The sequence below is a fragment of the Psychroflexus curvus genome, assembly GCF_020164585.1.
Lineage (GTDB): Bacteria > Bacteroidota > Bacteroidia > Flavobacteriales > Flavobacteriaceae > Psychroflexus > Psychroflexus curvus.
On sequence record NZ_JAIQZF010000034.1, the window covers coordinates 1 to 255 of the forward strand.

The window sequence follows — 255 nt, forward strand, 5'->3', positions numbered from 1 at the left end:
GAAGGCGGCGACCTACTCTTCCACGGTATGTAGTACCATCGGCGCTAACGGGCTTAACTGCTCTGTTCGGAATGGGAAGAGGTGAGCCCCGTTGCTATAACCACCTTAAATCTTAGTGCACTATAGCTTGTTGCTATAATTTACCCGAACCTTTTTTTTTAAAAGGGCGGGCCACCTTAAGTCCTCCCCTAGCCCCTCCAAAGGAGGGGACAGGGATTATGTGTTGACATAATAAAAATATATAGGAATAGCGAT

At 46.7% G+C, this 255-nt stretch carries 1 rRNA gene; it reads right to left on the reverse strand.

The window, feature by feature from the left end:
* Window positions 1-108: ribosomal RNA gene (rrf, locus tag LB450_RS13655) — 5S ribosomal RNA — on the reverse strand.
* Window positions 109-255: the final 147 nt, after the last annotated feature.